Here is a 20211-nt window from a genome sequence, read left to right on the forward strand (position 1 = left end):
GAAGTGAGCTGTTCTCTTAGGGAATCCTTAGTTCCGGCAGCGCGCCGGCGCGGGGAAGTGCCGGGCCGTCCGGCTCGCCCCGCACTGTCACCTCGAGCGTGTAGACCCCCGGCGCGAGCGAGGCGGGCAGATCAAACCGCTCCCAGATCCGCTCCCCGATGATGCCGCGCCCGGTCTCGAAAAAGCCGCTGCCGGCGCGCGGCGGGCGGATACGCTCTGCGGCGACCGTTCCGTCCGGGCGGCGCAGCCGCACTTCTTGCCGGTAGCCGTCCACCCGCCAGCCGGGTTCCCAGCGGGCCATCACCTCCCAAACGAGACCGAGCGACCCGGGCTGGAGGTCGACGGCAGCAAGCCGCAGCACCTGCCCGAAGCGCACGTCGGTCACGATGCCGGGCAGCTGCTCCTGCCGCTGGAACAGCGCAAATCCCTCCTCGTTCGCCACAAGGCGGTAGAGCGGGTTCCGCAGGAGCTCCGCCACCTCGCGGTCCCATGTTGCCCGGTCGACCGGGAAGGTTCCCCCTTCGTTATCAAGGATGATGAACTCTGCCCCATGGAGAGCCGGAAAGAGGTACAGATGCTCGCGCCGGCTCAGGTGCGGCGCGAGATTTTCTTGGGCAGAGACACTCGCCTCGGGAGGAATGCGGGCGAACAACTGGGCAGCAACGGCGACGCGCGGCGCAACGACATAGCGCTCGGGGTCAAACCAGCCGCCGCCGGGGCCGGGCCCAAATTCGAGGTAGGTGGCAACCGCCGCCGCTCCCACTCCCAGCGCAATGGCTGAGGTCACGATAGGACGGCGCTCTCGCTGCTGCGCAAGCCGCGCTGTGCCAACCGCTGCCGCTACCGCAACCAGCGGAATGATCACGACGCCATACTGGCGGCCGAGGCTGTATTGGGCAGCATAAGAGCTGAGCAGCAGATAGCCGAACGTCGGCAGCGTGAGGACGAGGAGGGTGGGCGCAAGAACAGGAAGGAAGGCAAAGGGAGCGAAGAAGCTGAGCACAAACTCCAGCTTCACCGGCTGGAGCACGAGAGCGAGCACGAGGTCGGGACGCGTGAGCGCGGTGCGGACAATCTCGTCCGGCGAGCGGCCGAGCGTTTCGTAGCGGCTGACGTAGGTGTAAGCGCCGCTCCCCTCGAACCACGGGATGAGCAGCCCGATCGTGAGGATGGCCCAGGCAATGGCGGCGGTGACGATCGCGGCTCCGAGCGCGATGTCCTGCCTCGCCGCGCGAGGATGGCGGAAGCTGAGGAGGCCGCTCAGCAGCAGCGTTGCGCCGAAGCCGGCGGCGACGAAGGCGATCTCCTCCTTGCAGAGGAGCGCGCCGCTCAGCCAGAGAACGAGCGCGCGGCGGCGGCGGCGGACGAGTGCTTCGGCGGCGAAGGCGAGGGCCGGCACCGCGAGCGCGACTTCATGAAAGTCGTAGAGGACGGTGTGCTGCAGGGTTGGAGTGAGAAAGTATCCGACGACGAGCGCGGGGGGGAGGAGGGGCGACTGCGTCAGCCAGCGCGCTACGCGGTAGACCGGGAGGGCGCCGGCGGCAAGGAGGAGGCTCTGCGCGACAAGGATCGCCCGGACGTCGTTCCACACCCACGTGAGCGGCGCTAGGAGCGCGATCGCCGGCGAAAAGTGGTCGCCGAGGAGGATGGGGTTCGCGAGGTCGTCGATCTTGATGCTGACGGCGTAAGGCCGGCCAACCGCGGTGTTGTAGATCGCTTGGTCGAAGATCGCGAGGTCATAGGCGTTGCTGCGCAGGGCGTTGTGGCGCTGGATCGACAGCGTCGTAAAGACCGCGAGAAACGCAAGCGCTGCCGCCAGCGAAAGGAGAGGCGCCGCGATAGGCGGGACCCGGCGGAGCAACGGCGCGCCGATCGCGCCGACGCCTGCGCCAACCAGTGCCGCGAGCGCAATCGGCCCGAAGGGGGCAAGCGCGACGATCAGCGGCTCGATCGGCTGTTCTCCAGCAGCGAAAGCGCTGCCTCACTGCGCAGGGGCAGCAGATCCGGCAGCCGGTGCAGCGGCAAAACCACAGCCACGCTCGCTCGAACACCCGCTAGAAGAAGAGAAAGAGCACTATCCCGACCACGCCGAGCGCGCCAGCCGCGACCTGAAGCGGCAACCCGACCTGAAGCCATTGGGCATCGGCGTAGAAGAGCAGCAGCCCGAGCCCGAGGGTGACCATGCCGAGGGGCCGCAGCCGCCGGCGCGGGGCCCTCGGCGTTGTCGGCGTCGGCGGTTCGGCGGCATCGCTCGGCTCTTCGACAAGTTCGCCCCGGGCGCCGGCTTGGAAGTTCTTGACCGCCTTGGGGAGCGCGGTTCCCAGCTCGCTCAGCCGGCCGGCGCCGAAAATGATCAGCACGACCAGCAAGATGATGAGAAGCTCGCCGACCCCGATCCCCATGATGCTGCCCTGCTCTCGCTTGGCTACTCGTCCGTCGGGGGATTCTAGCGGCTGACAGGGGTTCTCCCCGGCGCTTTGTCAGCAGCGGGCCCAGCGCGGCGCCGCACCCGGCAAAGAGCGGCCTCTTCCCGCAAGCGCGGCCGTGCCGGAGGAAGCAGGGAGGCTGTTGCCGGCTTGTTTGCTTCGCCCTATACTCACGGCTCGGCTGCCCGGCCGCTCCTTGGGCGGAGAGGTCGGCGGCTAGAGCGCCCATTTCTGGGGGTGGAGATGTCACGCGCTTGGCGAATTGCCCTCTCGTTGGCCGTGCTGGCCGCGCTAGTCGTTCCGCTTGCCCGTCCTCAGCCAGCGACGGCGCAGGCTCGGCTCGACTACGAGATCCCCGGCGGGTGGTTCTATACCCAAGCCAACGGCTCGCCCCTCGGCACGAGCCCGAAAGGCTATGCCGTCACCAATGCGGACGGGGTGCCGTTCTACAACGCTTTCCGCTTTGTCGGCGGGGTCGATGCCATCGGCTACCCGGTCAGCCAGCGGTTTAACTACCAAGGGTTCATCACCCAAGTCTTTCAGAAGGCGGTCTTTCAGTGGCGGCCGGACCTCGGCAATACGGTCGTCTTCGCTAACGTGATCGACGCGATCGGCGACGCGGGCAAGGATGGCTGGCTCGACGTTGTCCGCTCGACCCCAAATCGCTTGCCGACCAGCTTTGATGAGGGAGCGGCCAACTTCCAAGAGATCATCCGCCGGCGCCAAGCCCTGCTGGATGAAAACCCCGCGATCAAGCAGCGCTATTTCTCCGTGCCTGACCCGATCTCGCTCTATGGCCTGCCGACCTCTCGCGTTGTCGACCGGGGGAACCACTTTGTCGTCCGCTTTCAGCGGGCCGTGATGCAGCACTATAAAGAGGATGTTCCGTGGGCGCGTCGCGGCCAAGTGCTGGTCGCCAATGGCGGCGACCTCGCCAAGGAAGCGGGGATCTTCCCGCCGGAGGCGCTCGTTCCGACAGACCCGCCGGGAACCCCGGGCGCAACGCAGGCGCAGCCTGCCGCCGCTGCTCCGCCTCGCGGCAGCACGCCAACCTATCCCTTCGGCTACGGCTTTCAAATTGACCAAGGCAACTTGGCCTACGGCATTGAGATGACCCGAAAGGCGGGCTTCAACTGGGTGAAGTTCCAAGTGCGCTGGGAGAACCTCGAGCCGACGAAAGGCCAAGTGAATTGGGGTGAGATCGACCGCTGGGTCAATGGCGCGGCGGGATTGCGGATCCTGCTCAGCGTTGTCACCGCGCCTCGCTGGGCGCGGCCGCCCGACACCGACTTCAGCGTGCCCGGTCCGCCCGCCAACCCCCAAGATTTTGCCGATTTCGTCGCCGCTCTCGCTGCCCGCTACAGGGGGAGGGTGCACGCGATAGAGATCTGGAACGAGCAGAATCTCTGGTACGAGTGGGGCGGGCGCGGGCGCAAACTGTCTGCGAAGCAGTACATCGACCTGCTGCGGGCATCGTACACTGCCATCAAGCGCGCCAATCCTGAGATGGTGGTCGTCTCGGGTGCGCCCACCCCAACCGGGGTGAACGACGGCGACATCGCGATCGACGACCTCGTCTATCTCCAACAGATGTACGACCACGGGCTGCGAGACATCTCCGACGCGATAGGGATCCATCCCAGCGGCTACAACAATCCGCCCGACGACTGGATCGACCGCAAGACGGTCCCGACCACCACGTTCAAGGGCCATGGGTCGGTCTACTTCCGCCGGATCGAGCAGTTCCGCGAAGTCATGGTCCAGTATGGCGACGCCAACAAGCAGTTGTGGGCGACCGAGTTCGGCTGGGCAAGCTCGCCGAACCCGTATCCCGAGTACTCCTACGCGCGCGATAACTCGGAGGAGCAGCAGGCTGCCTATCTCGTCCGCGCGTTCCAGATCGGGAGAGAGAAGGGCTACATGGGGCCGATGTTCGTCTGGAACTTGAACTTCGCAGCTGGCGCCGAGCCGGACGACCGCTACGGCAAGCGCGCCTTCTCCGTCCTCTATCCCGATGGGCGGCCGCGGCCGGCCTACACGGCGCTCGCCAACATGCCGAAATAGGCCTGCTCAGCCCGCCGCAGCGCTCCGCCGGCAAGGGAACTGTCTGACCTTCCGAACAGGTGCGCTATAATCGGCATGCGGCACTCTGGCCGGCAGGAAGAATGCTGCCGGCTAGTGCGCTCAGGTCCATACTGGAACGACGTCGAACGAGACGAGTACGCTCCCAGCGAAGCTCAGAGAGCCGCGGCAGGTGTGAGGCGGCGCTGGCGCAGGAGAGGAATGGACTCGGGAGTCGCGGTCCGAACCCCGAACGGGCAGTAGGCGCCGCCGGCTGGCCTCCGTTAGCAGGCACCGGGCATCGCCTTTCGGGCCGTGCTCCGAACGAGGGTCCGCCAGCAGCGGGCTGAAGCAGGGTGGCACCACGGGAAACGCCTCTCGTCCCTCACGGACGCGAGGCGTTTGCGCATTAACCCCAAAACCGCGGAAAGGAGCCGGTGCGTGGAACAGACGAAATATCTCCTCAGCGAATCCGAGATGCCGCGGCAGTGGTACAACATTGTGGCTGACCTGCCGGTGCCCCCGCCTCCGGTGCTGCATCCCGGGACGGGCCAGCCGATTGGCCCGGCCGACCTCGCTCCGCTCTTCCCGATGGCGCTCATCCTCCAAGAGGTGAGCACCGAGCGCTTTATCCCCATCCCCGACGAGGTGCTCGCTGTCTACCGCCTCTGGCGGCCGACCCCGCTCTATCGCGCCCATGCTCTCGAGCGCGCGCTCGGGACGCCGGCGAAGATTTTCTACAAGTACGAGGGGGTCTCCCCGACCGGTTCCCATAAGCCGAACACGGCCGTCGCGCAGGTCTATTACAACAAGCAAGAAGGGGTGAAGCGCATCGCCACCGAGACTGGCGCCGGCCAGTGGGGCAGCGCGCTCGCGTTCGCCTGCAGCCTCTTTGGGCTTGAGGCGAAGGTCTACATGGTGAAGGCGAGCTACTACCAGAAGCCGTACCGCCGCTCGCTGATGGAAGTGTGGGGCGGCTCGGTCACGCCCAGCCCCAGTACCGAGACGAACGCCGGTCGGGCGGTCCTCGCCAAGGACCCCGACTCCCCCGGCAGCCTCGGCATCGCGATCTCCGAAGCGGTCGAAGATGCCGCCAGCCGTGAGGATACGAAGTACTCGCTTGGGAGCGTCCTCAACCATGTCCTAATGCATCAGACGATCATCGGCGAGGAAGCCCTCAAGCAGCTGGCGCTCGCCGACGCCTATCCCGATGTCGTGATCGGCTGCGTTGGGGGCGGCAGCAACTTCGCCGGACTGGCGTTCCCCTTTGTGCGCGAGAAACTGACCGCCGGCAAGCCGACCCGCATCGTTGCCGTCGAGCCTGCCGCCGCGCCGTCGCTCACTCGCGGCAGGTACACCTACGACTTCGGCGATACGGTCGGCATGACCCCCCTCATCAAGATGCACACGCTCGGCCATCAGTTTATCCCCGACCCGATCCACGCCGGCGGGCTGCGCTACCACGGGATGGCGCCGCTCGTTTCGCTCCTCTATGAGCACGGCCTCATCGAGGCGCGGGCCTATCCGCAGAGGACCTGCTTCGAGGCGGCCGTCCAGTTTGCCCGGACAGAAGGCATCGTGCCCGCTCCCGAGTCGTCTCACGCCATCCGCGCCGCGATCGATGAGGCGCTGGCGGCCAAGGAGGCGGGCGAGCGGCGCACGATCCTGTTCAACCTGAGCGGCCACGGCCACTTCGACCTCGCCGCCTACGATGCCTATCTGGCAGGCAAGCTCGAAGATTTCGACTATCCGCCGGAGCGCGTCGCCGCAGCGTTGGCGACCCTCCCCAAGGTGCCGGCATGAAGCGCATTCTCACAGGCGATCGCCCGACCGGCAAAGGCCATCTTGGCCACTATGTCGGCTCGTGGGAGAACCGCGTCAAGCTCCAAGACGAGTACGAATGCTTCTTCCTGATCGCCGACCTCCACACCTTGACGACGGCGGTAGACCGGACCGCGAACATTGCCGAGAACGTGCGCGACCTCGTTCTCGACTGGCTGGCGGTCGGCATCGACCCCGCGAAGTCGACGATCTACCTTCAGTCGCTTATTCCTGAGGTGACGGAGCTGTTCTGGATCTTCTCCTGCCTCGTAACGGTGCCGCGAGCGCAGCGGATCCCCACGCTCAAGGATGTGATGCGCGACTTGCATATCGAAGAGCCGTCGGTTGGGCTGCTCTCCTATCCGATCCTGCAGGCGGCCGACGTGCTGATGGTGCGGGCCGAGCTTGTGCCGGTGGGAAAGGACCAAGAGTCGCACATCGAGCTCCTGCGCGAGATCGCGCGCCGCTTCAATCGGCTTTACGGGCCGGTCTTTCCGGAAGCGCAGGCGCTCACGGGGCGCGTACCGACCCTCGTCGGAACCGACGGCCAAGCGAAGATGAGCAAATCGCTCAACAACGCGATTTTCCTCTCTGACCCGCCCGACGTCGTCGAACAGAAAGTGCGCGGCATGTACACCGATCCGAAGCGGCTGCGGGCGACCGACCCCGGCACGGTCGAAGGCAACCCGGTCTTCATCTATCACAACGTTTTCAACGACAACGTCGAGGAGGTGCGCGATCTCGAGGAGCGCTACCGGACAGGCCGGGTGGGCGATGTCGAGGTGAAGCAGAAGCTGGCGGCAGCGCTCAACCGCTTTCTCGCCCCGATCCGTGAGCGGCGGGCGCAGTTCGAGGCGAAGCCGGGGCTTGTCGATGAGATCATCCTCGCTGGGACGGCGCGGGCGCGCGCCGAGGCGCAAGAGACCTTGCGGCGAGCGAAGGAGGCGATGGGCCTGCCGTACGTGGGCGTGTGATGTACGTTCCGAGCCTCGCGCAATTTCGTGATCTCGCCGCGCGCGGCAATCGCGTGCCGGTCTATCGCGAGATCGTCGCGGATCTTGAGACGCCAGTCTCAGCCTATCTCAAGATCGCGCGTGGCGACTACGCCTTTCTCCTCGAGTCGGTCGAGGGAGGAGAGCGGTTGGCGCGCTACAGCTTCATCGGCGCGGAGCCGTACCTCGTAGTGCGAGCCGATGGCCGAACCGACCCGCTGCTCGCCATCGAGGAGGAGCTGGCGCGCGTTCATCCCGTGCCGGTGCCGGGATTGCCGCGCTTTCATGGCGGCGCGGTCGGCTACCTCTCCTACGATGCAGTCCGCCATTTCGAACGGCTGCCCACCCCGGCTGCCGACCCGCTCGGCGTGCCGGAAGCGGTGTTCATGTTCACCGACACCCTCCTCGTTTTTGACCATCTTCGGCACCGGATCAAGGTGCTCTCCCACGCTCGGGTCAACGGCAACCTTGACCGCGCCTATGCTGAAGCGGTCGACCGGATCGAGGCCCTAGTCGAACGGCTGAATGGGGAGCTGCCGCGCCGTCAGAGCGGCGGACATCTGCCAAGGCGCGAGGAAGTCTGCTCCAACCTCTCGCCCGACCGCTACCTCGCGATGGTCGAGCGGGGCAAGGAGTATATCGCTGCCGGCGACATTATCCAGGTGGTGCTCGCGCAGCGCCTGTCGCGGCGGACGGCGGCGCATCCCTTTTCGGTCTACCGGGCGCTGCGCGCGATCAATCCCTCGCCGTATATGTATTTCCTCCATCTCGCTGAGTGCGACATCGTCGGCGCCTCGCCGGAGATGCTGGTGCGCGTCGAAGATGGCATCGTCGAGACCCATCCGATCGCGGGCACCCGGCCGCGCGGCCGGACCGAGGAGGAAGACGCGGCGCTCGAGGCCGAGCTGCGCGCCGACGAGAAGGAGCGCGCTGAACACATCATGCTGCTCGATCTCGGCCGGAACGATATCGGGCGGGTTGCCCTGCCGGGCAGCGTGCGGGTTACCCAACTGATGGATGTTGAGCGCTACTCGCACGTCATGCACCTCGTTTCCCACGTTGCGGGGCGGCTGCGTCCTGGGCTGACCGCCTTCGATGCACTGCGCGCCTGCTTTCCGGCGGGCACAGTCTCAGGCGCGCCGAAGATCCGGGCGATGGAGATCATTGCCGAGCTGGAGCCAGACCGCCGCGGCCCGTATGCCGGCGCGGTCGGCTACATCAGCTTCGGCGGCAACCTCGACACGGCTATCACCATCCGAACGATGGTGATGAAGGACGGCGTGGCGACGGTTCAAGCCGGCGGCGGCATCGTCGCCGACAGTGTTCCGGAACTGGAATACCAGGAAAGCATCAACAAGGCGACGGCGGTGCTGCGCGCGATCGAAGTAGCCGAAGACCCGGAGAGCGGGCTATGAGGGGCACCGATGATCCTGCTGCTTGACAACTACGACTCCTTTACGTGGAACCTTTATCAATATGTGGCCGAGCTCGGGGCAGAGGTGGAGGTAGTGCGCAACGATCAGGTCACGGTGGAGGACGTTCGAGCGCGGCGGCCGGAGCGGATCATCGTCTCGCCAGGCCCGTGCACGCCGAGAGAGGCGGGGGTCTCCGTCGAACTGATCCGCCGCCTCGGGCCGGAGATCCCGGTGCTTGGCGTCTGCCTCGGCCACCAATGCATCGGCGAAGCGTTTGGGGGGCGCGTCGTGCGGGCGCCGGAGCTGATGCACGGCAAGACGTCGGCGATCTACCACCGCGGGAAAGGCGTCTTCGCCGGCCTGCCAAACCCCTTCGAGGCGATCCGCTATCACTCTCTGATGGTGGCGCCTGAAGACCTCCCCGACGAACTCGAGGTGACCGCTTGGACTGCGTCCGGCATTATCATGGGGCTGCGGCACCGGCGCTATCCGATCGAGGGGGTCCAGTTTCATCCGGAGTCGATCATGACGGCGGTGGGGAAAGACCTGCTGCGGAATTTCCTTTCGCTGCCGGCGCCGGCGGAGGTGGCGCCATGATCGTCGAAGCGCTCGGCCTGCTGGTTGAAGGCCGCTCGCTGCGCCGCGAGCAAGCCGCTGCCGCAATGGAGGAGCTGATGAGCGGCCAAGCGTCGCCGGCCCAAGCCGCCGCGTTTCTCGTCGCCCTCCGCATGAAAGGTGAGACGGTCGAGGAGATCGCCGGCATGGCATCGGTGATGCGCGAGAAAGCAGCGCCGGTGCGTGTCACCGGCGCCGTCATCGACACGTGCGGGACGGGCGGTGACGGCCACGGCACGCTGAACATCTCGACCGCCGCCGCGTTCGTTGCCGCCGGGGCGGGACTGAAGGTCGCCAAGCACGGCAACCGAGGGATGACGAGCAAATCGGGGTCGGCGGATGTGCTCGAGGCGCTCGGCTACCGGGTCGACCTCGAGCCGGAAGCGGTCGCCCGCTCGATCGAGACGGCAGGCTTCGGCTTCATGTTCGCGCAGCGCTATCACCCGGCGATGAGGCATGTCGCCCCGGTACGCCGCGAGATCGCCGTGCGGACAGTGTTCAACCTCCTTGGTCCGCTCACCAACCCGGCGCGGCCGGTGGCGCAGGTGATCGGTGTGCCCAGCCCGGCGGTTGCCGAGAAGATAGCCGCCGCGCTCCGCTTGCTCGGCGTCCAGCGCGGCATGGTCGTCGCCGGGCCGGACGGGCTCGACGAGATCGGGCTGCACGGCCCAACCGAAGCGTTCCTGCTCGGTCCGGAGGGGATTGAACGCCGGACGATCGAGCCGGCGATGGTCGGGCTCTCTGAGGCGCCGCTCGCCGCGGTCGCGGGGGGCACGCCCCAAGAGAACGCCGAGATGATCCGCGACATCTTCGCCGGTATGGGTGGTCCGCGCCGGGATATCGTTCTCCTCAATGCCGGCGCGGCACTCTTCGTCGGCGGGCTGGCACCGACCTGGGAAGAAGGGGTTGCCTATGCCGCCGAAGTGGTCCGCGCCGGACGGGCGCGCGAGGCGCTCGAGCGCGCTGTTGCCGTGAGCCAAGCAGCGTGAGCGAGTTTCTCAGCCGCATTGTTGCCGACCGCCGCGCCGACCTCGCAGAGGCGATGAGGCGCCTGCCGCTCGAAGCGCTGCGCGCGCGCTGCGCGGCGCTGCCGCCGGCGCTCGATTTTGCGGCACCGTTTCGCCGGCCTGGCGTCCAATTGATTGCGGAGATCAAGCGCACCTCGCCCGCCAAAGGCCGCCTCAATGCCGCGCCAGACCCTGTTGCCCTCGCTCGCGCTTATGCCGAGGGCGGGGCGGCGGCGATCTCGGTCCTGACCGAGCCGCGCCATTTCCACGGCTCGCTCGACGACCTCGCGGCCGTCCGGACGGCCTTGCCGGCGATGCCGCTGCTGCGCAAGGACTTTCTGCTGGACCCCTACCAAGTGTGGGAGGGTCGCGCCGCCGGCGCCGATGCCGTGCTGGTCATCGTCGCAATCGTCGACGACGCGCTGCTGTGCTCGCTGCTCGAGACGTCACGCGCGGCCGGCGTCGCGGCGCTCGTCGAGGTCAACACGCCGGACGAGGTGGCGCGCGCGGTTGCGGCGGGGGCCGCGATCATCGGCATCAACAACCGCAACCTGCGCACGTTCGAGGTCGATCTCCGGACGACCGAACGTCTGCGCCCGCTGATCCCGCCCGACCGGATCGTGCTGTCGCTCAGCGCTATCGCCACGGAGGAGGATGTCCGCCGCCTGATCGCGTGGGGGGTGGATGGAATGCTCGTTGGAGAAACGCTGATGCGCTCGGGCGACCCGCGCCGGACGGCCGCCAAGCTGACCGCTTGGGGGCAGGCCGGCGTGACGGCGGTGTCATGAGCGTCGCGGTCAAGATCTGCGGCCTGCGCGACCCGGCCGCAGTCGAAGCGGCGGTTGAAGCGGGCGCCGAGTTCATCGGGTTTGTCTTCGCGCCGAGCCCGCGCCGTGTCGCTCCTGAGGAAGCGGCCGCGCTCCGCCGGCGGGTCCCCCGGGGAGGGCCGCAGATTGTCGGTGTCTTCGTCAACGAGGCGCCGGCGACTGTGCGCGCGATCGCCGATACGGTCGGACTGGACATCGTGCAGCTCTGCGGCGCGGAGTCGCCGCAGGCGGAGTGGGGTCGTCCAGTCATTCGGGCAATCCGGCCGGCGGGGCGCATCCCTTGGCGCGCTCTCGCGCCATGGGTGGCTGGCGGGGCGCGGCTGCTGGTCGACTCTTTCAAGCCGGGGACGTTCGGCGGGTCGGGCGAGCTCGGCGATTGGGGGCTTGCGGCGCGGATTGCGCGTCGCTGGCCGATCCTGCTCGCCGGCGGGCTGCGCCCGGACAATGTTGCCGCCGCGATCGCCGCAGTCCGTCCTTGGGGCGTCGATGTCTCGAGCGGCGTCGAAACGGCTGGCCGAAAAGACCCTGCGAAGATCCGCGCTTTCGTCGACCAGGCGCGAGCTGCTTTCCCGAAAGAAGGAGAACGCCGATGACAAGCGTGCTTTCCCGGCCGGACTCCCTCGGCCGGTTCGGTCCCTTCGGCGGACGCTTCGTCCCTGAGACGCTGATGCCGGCGCTCGCCGAGCTCGAATACGCCTTCATCGAGGCGCGTGCTGACCCAGGCTTCCAGTCAGAGCTGGACCGGCTGCTGCGCGAGTACGTTGGCCGGCCGACGCCCCTCACCTTCGCCGAGCGGCTGACCGCGCATGCGGGCGGGGCGAAGATCTTCCTGAAGCGGGAAGACCTCGCGCACACCGGCGCTCACAAGATCAACAACGCTCTCGGTCAAGCGCTGCTCGCCAAGCGGATCGGCAAGCGGCGCGTCATCGCTGAGACCGGCGCCGGCCAGCATGGCGTCGCGACCGCGACTGTCTGCGCGCGGCTTGGCCTCGAATGCGCTGTCTACATGGGCGAAGAAGACATCCGCCGCCAATCGCTGAATGTCTTCCGGATGCGCCTGCTCGGTGCGGAGGTGATCCCGGTCAGCAGCGGCAGCCGGACGCTGAAGGATGCGATCAACGAGGCAATCCGCGACTGGGTTGCCAATGTGCGGACGACCCACTACCTGATCGGCAGCGCTGTCGGGCCGCACCCCTATCCGTGGATCGTCCGCGAATACCAATCGGTGATCGGCCGCGAGGCGCGGGCCGCCATCCTTGAGTTGACCGGCAAGCTGCCGGCGGCGGTAATCGCCTGCGTCGGCGGCGGGTCGAACGCGATCGGCATGTTCTACCCCTTCGCCGAGGACGCAGGGGTCCGGCTGATCGGCGTTGAGGCGGCCGGCGCGGGCCTAGAGACCGGCAAACATGCTGCAACCCTCGTTGCCGGCGAAGTCGGCGTTCTCCACGGGGCGCGGAGCTATGTCCTCCAAGACGAATGGGGCCAAGTGCGGGAGACGCACAGCATCTCGGCCGGCCTCGACTATCCGGGCGTCGGCCCTGAGCATGCTTTCTTCCGCGAGATCGGGCGCGCTGAATACCGTGCCGCGACGGACGCAGAGGCGCTTGAGGGCTTCCAGCTGCTCTGCCGCACTGAAGGGATCATCCCCGCGCTCGAGCCGGCGCACGCCGTGCTGACGGCGGTTGAGGTGGCGCGGTCGCTGCCGGCCGACGAATCGGTCATCCTCAACCTGAGCGGGCGGGGCGACAAGGATATGCAGACCGTCGCCGCGGCGCTCGGGATCGTGCTCTAAAAGCCGCGCCCCGACCGCCAAATGCGCGTGCCGACCTCCCGCTGGGCGGCCGCTGCGCGACCATTTCGTGCCGCCGCTGCGAGACCGGCAGTACGGCCGCGGAGCGACTGACGGAGGGCGCGCTCTCGCTCCGCCTGAGGCCAAGAGCGTCTTCCGCTCGTGCAGCAGCGCCGCTGGGTTGACGCCGAATGCGGCCGCTCCTGCCCCGAAAGCGGACGAACGGCCCGCAGGACGGGTCCAGCGTTCCGTCCACGCCGCCAACCGTAAGCGCCCAAAGGGCGTCATTGCGCCGGCGGTCGCGATCGCTGCCTGGCTTCTGGGTGGGCATCCACTTGAACTGCGGTCAGCGGAGGCGGAGCGAGTAGAGATAGGCGTCGATAAGGACTAGCCCCGCCACGATCGCGGGCGCGAGCGCAAACATCCAAGTTAGGCCCGCCGTCAGCTCGATGGGGACGACTAGGGCGTAGAGCCCGATGACGACGAGCACCGGCGCAAGCTGGATCATCCGCCGGCCGGCGTGGTAGTTCACGGCGTACCAATGGCGGTCCGACTTGAGGGCGTTCGGAAAGCGCGCGCCGTACCAGCCGCGCGGAACGCGCCGCAGGTAGAGAGGGAGCGCCAAGAGAATGAATGCTGCCCCCGCTGCCACATTGATTGCGCCGAGCCAGACCGCCATCGCTCGCTCCGGGGGAGGGCGGCTCCTTGACACCGCTCGCCTTCGCCCTTAACGTGACGGCGGGATCGTAGTGGAAGGAGCACGGCATGACGATGACCACCCTGCGGCCAGAGACGGCCGCGGCCGAGGGGTTCCAGCCAGATATCATCGCGGTCGGCGCGGGGACGGCCGGCTTGATCCTTGCCTACTCGGCGGCCGAGGCCGGGGCGCGGGTGCTCTTGCTCGAAAAGACGAACCGCGTCGGCGGCACGCTCTATGTCTCGAGCGGGATGTTCTCAGCCGGCGGCACGCGGCGCCAGCGCGAGCGCGGCATCGACGATTCGCCCGATGAGCATTTCGCTGACATCCTCCGCATCAGCCGCAACACCGTGAACCGTGAACTTGTCCGCCGCTATGTCGACCTCGCGCCCGCCTTTGTCGACTGGCTGCAGGACAACGGCTTCGAGTTTGAGGAGAGCTGCCCCGTCATCATCTATGGCCACGAGCCGTATAGCAAGCCGCGGACCTATTGGGGCGCGGAGAACGGCCGTTCCTTGCTCAAGCTGCTCAACCGCCTGCTCGAGCCGCACTTTGCGAGCGGCCGTGTCCGTGTCGTCTTCAACGCGCCGGCGGAGCGGCTCGTGATGGAGGGCGATCGCGTTGTCGGGGTGGTCGCTGCTGGCCGCGACTACCGCGCGCCGGCAGTCGTTCTGACAACGGGCGGCTATTCAAGCAGCCCCGAACTGTTCGCTCGCTTCACGGGCGGGCGGCGGCTCGTCTCGATCGGCAATCCCGCCTCAACGGGCGATGGGCTGCTGCTTGGGGAGGCGGTCGGCGCGCAGCTTGTCGGCTCCGAGTATTTTCTCCCCACTTTCGGCGGGATCGAAGACCCCGATCATCCCGGACGGGTCTACACCTCCGCGCCCGACGAGTGGGATATCACTGCCCGGCTGGTGCCGCAGACGCGGATGCCCTGGGAGGTGTGGGTCAACCAGCGGGGCGAGCGCTTCATCCGCGAGGATGAGGAGAGCGTCGATAACCGCGAGCGGGCGCTGCTTCACCAGCCCGACATGCGCTTCTGGGTCGTCTTCGACGACCGCATCCTTGAAGAGTCGCCGCCGCTGATCCTCCGCTGGCCCGCGCCGGAGATCCGCGCGAAAGCGAAGGAGGGGCGGCTTGTCCTTGCCGCTGATACCATCGACCGCCTGGCGGCGAAGATGGACGTTCCTGCAGCGACGCTGCAGGCGACGATCGATGCCTACAACGCGGCGCTCGCTGCCGGCGCTCCCGACCCGCTTGGCCGCCAGCACCGGCCTCTCCCTATCGTTCAGCCGCCGTTCTACGCCATCAAGCAGCAGGGGATCGTCCTGCGGACGTGGACCGGGCTTCGAGCCGACCGCGACTTGCGCATCCTCCGGCCGGACGGCACGCCGATCGCGGGGTTATACGGAGTGGGCGAGGTGCTCGGCGCCGCCACCTTCAGCGGCGACTCCTTCTGCGGCGGGATGAGCATCGGTCCGGCGCTCGTCTTCGGCCGGGAGCTCGGCCAGCGTCTCGCTCGGCAGGTTGCCGCCGCTGCCTGAGCGGCACGCTGACTCTGCTAGCATTCGCGGCGATGGCCAAGCCGCTCGCCCTGTCGCTGGTCATTCCGGCGTATAACGAAGCCCGCCGCCTGCCGCGGACGCTCGCCGCGCTCGCGCGGGCGCTTGCCGCTCGGCCGGAGCGGTGCGAGGTGATCGTCGTCGATGATGGCAGCCACGACGGCACTGCCGATGTCGTCCGCGCTGCCCGCCTGCCCGGCCTGCGCCTGATCTCCTACCAGCCGAACCGGGGCAAAGGCTACGCCGTCCGCACCGGCATGCTGTCGGCGAGTGGGGCGATCGTCGGCTTCATGGACGCCGACCTTTCGACTGACCTCGCCGCGATCGATACTGCTCTGCGCGAGATCGCGGCAGGATGGGACATCGTCATCGGCTCGCGCGCGCTTCCGGGAGCCCAGATCATCGTTCCGCAGCCGCGCTACCGGGTCGTCGCCACGCGGATCTTCAATCTCCTTCAAGTCGCCATGTCTGGCGTGCGCGGCTACGCCGATACCCAATGCGGGTTCAAGATGATGACAGCCGCGGCAGCGCGCGACATCTTTCGCCGTGCCCGCATTGATGGCTTCATGTTCGACATCGAGCTGCTCTTCCTAGCGGAGCGGCTCGGCTACCGCGTGCGCGAGGTTCCGGTTACGTGGACGAACGACCCGGCCTCGCGCTTGCGCATCGTTCGCGACACCGCCCGCATGTTCCGCGACTTGGCCCGCATCCGATGGGCGGGGCGCACGCTCCGGCCGCGCCGCCGTCACTCGGCGATGGCGACGATGCGGAAGCCGCCCGCCTCGCCAAGCAGGCGCGCCGTCGGGACACTCTCCTCACCGGCAAGCCAGCGCGACCAGGGGCGAGGATAGGCATTGCCGATGAGGATGACAGTCGCGCCGTAGCGGCGCGCGAGCGCGATCGCCTCGGCAGGCGGCAGGTTCGGCATGACAATGGCAGGCTGACCGCTGATGGCGGCGTAGGTCCCGGGGTCGGCGGCGACGACGGTCGCTCCTGGCGCGCTCGCCTCGACGACGGCAGCCGCGGCCGCGAGCGCGCTGCGCCAGCTGCGCCACTCGCTCACCTGCTGCCAGCCGAGACCAGTGCCGGCGACGATCGCTCCTCCGAGCGCGATCAGCGCGAGCCGCTGCCGTGCTTGGGCGGGCGGGAGCCGCCGGCGTGCCGCGAGCCAGTCGGCGACGCGATGGAGGCCGAGAACCGCGCCGGCCGCGAAGGCGGGGATGAGCGCCGTCAGGCCGTGGGCGAAGGCGCCGCGCCCCCGGGGTAAAGGCAACAAACACGACGCTGACACCAGCAGCAGGCCGAGATAGACGAGCGGCGCGGGCCGCCGCTGGAGGAGCAGCCCGGCCAGTCCGACGGGGGTCCAGAAGAGATGGCCGAGCAGCGCCAGCACCGCGAGGTTGAGGCCAAGGGCGACCAGCTTTTCGCCTGCGATCGTGCCGACCCCGCGTCCCCACCAGTCGGCTGCGGTCGCGCCGCCGGGGCGAAAGAGGTCGTTGTATTCGGTCAGCCAGACCGTCGCCACGCCGATGAACGGCGGCCAGCCGAACGTCGCGGCGTTGCGGATGACCCACGGAGCGACGACTGCTCCGAACGCAGCCGCGCCGAGCAGAGCCGCTGCTGGGTCGCGACGGAGCCGAACGATGATGAGGGCAGCGAGCAGCAGGAACCCATCGGCGCGGGCGAGCTGCGCGAGGCCGGCGAACGCACCGCCAAGAAGGGCGCTCCGTCTCCCTGCGCGGTCGGCGAGGATGAGCGCGAGCGCGCCGAGCGGCGCGAACACCGTCATCGGGTCGGTGGTCGCCCAATGCGCGGCGACGCTCCCCGCAGTCAGCGCGAGGCCTGCCGCAATCCACTCGTCGGCGGGAGTGCCGCCGGCGATCCGCGTCAGCCAAGCGGCGATCGGCGCGAGGAGGGCCGAGAGGAGCAGACCGGGCAGGACGGCGGCCGGCCAGCTGTCTCCGGTCAGCAGCAGCCCGCCGGCGGCCAGCAGCGCGCCGAGCGGCATCCAGTAGTCGTGACTGGGGTGGATGACGGCATCGGGCAGCCGCAGCCAGTGCCAGATCACCGGCGCGGTCAGCCCCTCGCCCGCCGCCAGCCGCTTGGCGACCAGCAGCTGGTAGGAGGCATCGAGGTAGCCTGGTCCGTCGACCGGGAAGAGCCAGAGCAGCCGAGCGGCGACAGCGACGGCGAAGAGAGCGAGCAACCGGCTAGCTCCGGCAGGCATGGCCTCGCGATGAGAGGACCGGCGGTTACACCGCCAGCCGCGCTGCCGTCTCCTCGGCAAGGCGGGAGCGCCAATAGGCGAGGATCCGGTCGATGCTGACAGAGAGGGGGATCTCGGGCGCCCAGCCGGTGTCGGCGCGGAGCTTGCTGTTATCGCCGAGCAGGATCGGCTCGTCGCTCGGCCGAAGCCGGGCCGGGTCTTCCTCGACCGTGACCGTGACGGCGGTCTTCGAGAGGACGAGGGCGAGCACGTCCCTGATCACCGGCGCCTCGCCCGAGCAGAGGTTATACGGCTCTCCTGGCCGGCCCCGCTCGAGGAGCAGCCAGAGCGCTCGGCAGACGTCGCGCACGTCGGTGAAGTCGCGGCGCGGCGTCAGGTTGCCAACGCGGACAACGGGCGGCCGCAGTCCCGCTTCGATCTCGGCGACCTGCTTGCAGAAGGTCTGGACGGCAGTGCGCTCGCCCTGGCGCGGCCCGATGTGGTTGAACGAGCGGGTGATGTAAGTGCGCAGCCCGAAGTTGGCGAAATACTGGTAGGCGAGCAGCTCTTGCGCGACCTTGCTGACGCCGTACGGACTGAGTGGCCGCAGCGGCATCGTCTCGACGATCGGGCAGTCCTCCGGCCGGATGAAGCCATATTCCGCGCTCGAACCGGCGACATGGACAGCAGTGTGCGGCGAGCGATGGCGGACCGTCTCGAGGAGGTTGATCGTGCCGATGACGTTTGCTTGGACGGTGAGGGCGGGGGCGTCCCACGACTCTGAGGGATAGCTCTGGGCCGCGAGGTGGAAGATGCGGTCCGGCCGGCTGATCGCGACGGCGCGCTCGACGGAGGAACGGTCTTCGATATCGCCCTCGATGATCTCGATGCGGCCGATAAGGTGGCGGATAGTTGCCGGGTCGCTGCGCCAACGCTTGAAGCCGTAGACCTTCACTCCTGGCTGCTCAAGCAGGTATTCAGCCAGATGACTGCCGACGAGGCCGGTGATGCCAGTGATCAGCACGTTCATCGTTCTTTCCTTCGAACCGAGCGCCCCTGCTGGCGGATGATGCAAAAGCCGCCGTCGTTGAACAGCGCGGAGATCGCCGGCGGGCGCATCCCAAGCACAAGGCCGGGCTGAAACCGCTGCCCAGCCGCATCGGACACGGCCGCGACGCTCGGGTTTGGCGGTCTGAGAAGCTCTTGCACGTTCGACAAAGCTTGACGGATGCGGTCGCCCAGGGCAAGCAGCGTCGGCTGGCTGGCGGCCGCTCGATGCCGGACGGCGGCCGACCGGCCGCTGCCGGGTGCTGGTCGGCTTCCCGCTGACAGCGTAGACCGCCTCCGGATCGGAGAGGGAGAAACCTGCCCGCGCGGCTCCCCCGCTCGACCGGCTCGGCGCGGCGCGGCGGGGGAGACCCCGGAACCGGCCCGCGACCGGCCCGGCCGGCAGCAGAATGCCAGCGCCTCCGCTGCGGCTGGAGCAGCGCGGTCCCGATCCCAGCCAGCACGAGCGCCGCTGCGAGCGAGAAGAACTCGGCGGCGGAGGGGCCGCGAGGCCGCCTCGCGCTGGCGCCTCGCCGGCGACGGCGGCAACCGCGTCGGCGGTGTAGCAGCGGTCCGCCGACTGCTTCGCCATGGCGCGCTGGCAGATGTCGTCCGCTGCCAACCAGCTTAGCGATCCCGACGTCAGCCGGCTTCACCCGGGGCTGGCGGAGTGGGGCGCCGTTGTCGGCTCCTCGCAGCAGAACATTCGACAGCTACAGGTCGCGATGGACGATGCCGCGGCCGCGAGCGAAATCGAGGGCGGCGGCAAGGTGCTGAACGACGGGCAGGGGGAGCGATCTCGCGGGGACGGCATCGCGCAGGGGGCTGCCGGCAGCGTAGAGAGGCGATACCGTCCGATGCGCCGAAGGGACGATCGGGGAGGAGCTACCGCTGCTCAAGGCGCCCGTCGCCGCAGCCCCTGCCGGAAGCGCTCGAGGAAGGTCAAGTCGTGCTGGAACGAGGGCGGCAGCGCCGGCCATTCTCCCCTCACGCCGGCGCCGCCTTCGTCCGCCGCTCTCGCGCGGGTGCTGTCAGCGCACAGCCGTGCGCGCCGGCAGCGGCACGCCGACAGCTCTGTCTAGTCGCCGGCGAGCACCTTGAGGCGGCGCCGAACGACTGCGACCACCGGCGGCGGATCGGACTGGCGCCGAAAGCGCAGCGTGGGGAACGTCAGCCGCTCTCGGCGTACGAGGAATTGCAGCACCGTCAGCACGACGGCGAAGGCGGCGCCAAAGGCGAGCGCGGCCTGCGTGCCGAAGAGGGGCCGAACATCCCCGGTCACCTTCAGGGCAAAGACAGCGCCGGCAGCGCTTTGGCGGAGCGAGACGCGCTGCGCCGCGACGATCCCGACTGCGGCCTGGTCGACACGCGCCCGCCGGCCGGCGAGCACGACCGGCGCCCGGCTCTGGTCGAGCGTGACATCGCGCCCCGCCACCATGCCGGCTGCGGCATTCGGGCCGAGCCGGACTGTGCCGCCGGTGACCGCGCCGGCGCCGCTTTGGAGGAGGTCCACCTGCTGCGCCGAGACGCGGCCGAGGCCGGCTTGGCGGACAGTGACGACGTCGGCGTGAACATCGCGCAGGCTGCTCTGCCGGATATCGACCCGCCGGCCGACGACATCCCGCACGCCGTCCTGCTCGATCTCGCGCCGCTTCGGCAGGTCCTCGGCCGCCCGTGCGGGAGGAACTTGTCGTAGCCGCTGTCCGTTGTCATTCGTCATCATTCCTCCACCGAGCGCTCGCGGGG

18 protein-coding genes are annotated in these 20211 nt (G+C 68.3%); 11 read left to right on the plus strand and 7 right to left on the minus strand.

Features of this window, described 5'->3' with window-relative positions; all coding sequences use genetic code 11:
* Positions 1–16 precede the first annotated feature (16 nt).
* Positions 17–1861 carry a DUF2079 domain-containing protein gene (locus NZ773_06780; GenBank protein ID MCS6801628.1) on the minus strand — a complete coding sequence of 615 codons (1845 nt, stop codon included), beginning with the start codon at positions 1859–1861 and terminating at the stop codon, positions 17–19.
* Positions 1862–2054: 193 nt separating this feature from the next.
* Positions 2055–2402 (minus strand): twin-arginine translocase TatA/TatE family subunit, encoded by a 348-nt coding sequence (locus tag NZ773_06785; GenBank protein MCS6801629.1) that lies wholly within the window; start codon positions 2400–2402, stop codon positions 2055–2057.
* A 267-nt stretch (positions 2403–2669) separates the two neighbouring features.
* Between NZ773_06785 and NZ773_06790 the strand changes: the two genes are divergently transcribed.
* The 9 genes from NZ773_06790 (at position 2670) to trpB (ending at position 12956) form a co-directional block, all read left to right on the plus strand.
* Positions 2670–4490: a hypothetical protein gene (locus NZ773_06790; protein MCS6801630.1), complete on the plus strand. Its 1821-nt coding sequence runs from the start codon at positions 2670–2672 to the stop codon at positions 4488–4490.
* Positions 4491–4928: 438 nt separating this feature from the next.
* On the plus strand, positions 4929–6290 hold the full coding sequence (locus NZ773_06795) for a TrpB-like pyridoxal phosphate-dependent enzyme (protein MCS6801631.1): 1362 nt from the start codon (positions 4929–4931) through the stop codon (positions 6288–6290).
* Positions 6287–7282, plus strand: coding sequence for a tryptophan--tRNA ligase (gene trpS / locus NZ773_06800; GenBank protein MCS6801632.1), 996 nt, complete (start codon positions 6287–6289; stop codon positions 7280–7282). The genes NZ773_06795 and trpS overlap by 4 nt, the downstream gene beginning before the upstream one ends.
* Positions 7282–8715 (plus strand): anthranilate synthase component I, encoded by a 1434-nt coding sequence (gene trpE, locus NZ773_06805; GenBank protein ID MCS6801633.1) that lies wholly within the window; start codon positions 7282–7284, stop codon positions 8713–8715. Before trpS ends, trpE begins: the two co-directional genes overlap by 1 nt.
* 9 nt (positions 8716–8724) lie before the next feature.
* Positions 8725–9312 (plus strand): aminodeoxychorismate/anthranilate synthase component II, encoded by a 588-nt coding sequence (locus tag NZ773_06810; GenBank protein ID MCS6801634.1) that lies wholly within the window; start codon positions 8725–8727, stop codon positions 9310–9312.
* Positions 9309–10319 carry an anthranilate phosphoribosyltransferase gene (trpD, locus tag NZ773_06815; protein ID MCS6801635.1) on the plus strand — a complete coding sequence of 337 codons (1011 nt, stop codon included), beginning with the start codon at positions 9309–9311 and terminating at the stop codon, positions 10317–10319. The genes NZ773_06810 and trpD overlap by 4 nt, the downstream gene beginning before the upstream one ends.
* The gene (gene trpC, locus NZ773_06820; GenBank protein ID MCS6801636.1) at positions 10316–11125 is read left to right on the plus strand and encodes an indole-3-glycerol phosphate synthase TrpC; all 810 of its coding nucleotides are present in this window, start codon (positions 10316–10318) and stop codon (positions 11123–11125) included. Before trpD ends, trpC begins: the two co-directional genes overlap by 4 nt.
* On the plus strand, positions 11122–11757 hold the full coding sequence (locus NZ773_06825) for a phosphoribosylanthranilate isomerase (protein MCS6801637.1): 636 nt from the start codon (positions 11122–11124) through the stop codon (positions 11755–11757). The genes trpC and NZ773_06825 overlap by 4 nt, the downstream gene beginning before the upstream one ends.
* Complete coding sequence (trpB, locus tag NZ773_06830) at positions 11754–12956, plus strand: tryptophan synthase subunit beta (protein MCS6801638.1); 1203 nt, start codon at positions 11754–11756, stop codon at positions 12954–12956. The genes NZ773_06825 and trpB overlap by 4 nt, the downstream gene beginning before the upstream one ends.
* A gap of 343 nt (positions 12957–13299) precedes the next feature.
* Here trpB and NZ773_06835 read toward each other — a convergent pair whose 3' ends face one another.
* A complete protein-coding gene (locus tag NZ773_06835; protein ID MCS6801639.1) occupies positions 13300–13632 on the minus strand; it encodes an SdpI family protein in 333 nt (110 codons plus the stop codon).
* A gap of 86 nt (positions 13633–13718) precedes the next feature.
* On the opposite strand from NZ773_06835, the gene NZ773_06840 reads away from it, so the two are divergent.
* Both NZ773_06840 and NZ773_06845 read left to right on the plus strand, forming a co-directional pair.
* Entirely contained in the window at positions 13719–15194 is a 1476-nt protein-coding gene (locus NZ773_06840) for an FAD-dependent oxidoreductase (GenBank protein MCS6801640.1), read from the plus strand.
* 32 nt (positions 15195–15226) lie between these two features.
* Positions 15227–16063, plus strand: coding sequence for a glycosyltransferase family 2 protein (locus tag NZ773_06845; GenBank protein MCS6801641.1), 837 nt, complete (start codon positions 15227–15229; stop codon positions 16061–16063).
* On the opposite strand, the gene NZ773_06850 is transcribed toward NZ773_06845, so the two are convergent.
* From NZ773_06850 to NZ773_06865, 4 genes are all read right to left on the minus strand, one after another.
* Complete coding sequence (locus NZ773_06850) at positions 15958–17439, minus strand: hypothetical protein (GenBank protein ID MCS6801642.1); 1482 nt, start codon at positions 17437–17439, stop codon at positions 15958–15960. The genes NZ773_06845 and NZ773_06850 overlap by 106 nt on opposite strands.
* A gap of 25 nt (positions 17440–17464) precedes the next feature.
* Complete coding sequence (locus NZ773_06855; GenBank protein ID MCS6801643.1) at positions 17465–18448, minus strand: GDP-mannose 4,6-dehydratase; 984 nt, start codon at positions 18446–18448, stop codon at positions 17465–17467.
* Positions 18449–19178: 730 nt separating this feature from the next.
* Positions 19179–19445, minus strand: coding sequence for a hypothetical protein (locus NZ773_06860; protein ID MCS6801644.1), 267 nt, complete (start codon positions 19443–19445; stop codon positions 19179–19181).
* Between the two features lie 98 nt (positions 19446–19543).
* Positions 19544–20188, minus strand: coding sequence for a hypothetical protein (locus tag NZ773_06865; GenBank protein MCS6801645.1), 645 nt, complete (start codon positions 20186–20188; stop codon positions 19544–19546).
* Positions 20189–20211: the final 23 nt, after the last annotated feature.

The sequence above is a fragment of the Dehalococcoidia bacterium genome (assembly GCA_025054935.1).
Lineage (GTDB): Bacteria > Chloroflexota > Dehalococcoidia > SpSt-223 > SpSt-223 > JANWZD01.